At 55.1% G+C, this 439-nt stretch carries 1 protein-coding gene and 1 pseudogene; one reads left to right on the plus strand and one right to left on the minus strand.

The features are described from left to right. Nucleotides 1–315: pseudogene (locus tag AAEY83_RS12900) on the plus strand (FAD-linked oxidase C-terminal domain-containing protein); the annotation flags it as partial. On the opposite strand, the gene AAEY83_RS19140 reads toward AAEY83_RS12900, so the two are convergent. Continuing rightward, on the minus strand, nucleotides 216–439 hold a 224-nt coding region (locus AAEY83_RS19140), incomplete at its 5' end, for a hypothetical protein (protein ID WP_502945161.1). The pseudogene AAEY83_RS12900 and the gene AAEY83_RS19140 overlap by 100 nt on opposite strands.

Consider the following 439-nt stretch of genomic DNA (forward strand, 5'->3'; position numbering starts at 1 on the left):
GGCGAGCACTACCCGGATTTCGAAATCGTCTGGTTCGGCCACATCGGCGACGGCAATCTGCACCTGAACATCCTCAAGCCGGAAAATCTGAGCAAGGACGAGTTCTTTGCCAAGTGCGCCTCCGTCAACAAGTGGGTGTTCGAAACCGTCTAGAAGTACAACGGCTCGATCTCGGCCGAGCACGGCGTAGGTATGACCAAGCGTGATTACCTGACCTACAGCCGCTCGCCGGCCGAGATCGAGTACATGAAAGCGGTCAAGGCAGTGTTCGACCCGAACGGCATCATGAACCCGGGCAAGATTTTCCCGGTTTGATCGGTAATCTCTGTTGAATCAATAAAGGCAGGAGTCGGTAAATGAGCTATCAGCACCAGTACGTCGACGGCACGCGCATTCACTTCCCGATCGGGAAAGTCGTGTGCATTGGCCGCAATTACGC

The organism is Psychrobacter sp. TB20-MNA-CIBAN-0197, assembly GCF_040309765.1.
GTDB classification, from domain to species: domain Bacteria; phylum Pseudomonadota; class Gammaproteobacteria; order Pseudomonadales; family Moraxellaceae; genus Psychrobacter; species Psychrobacter submarinus.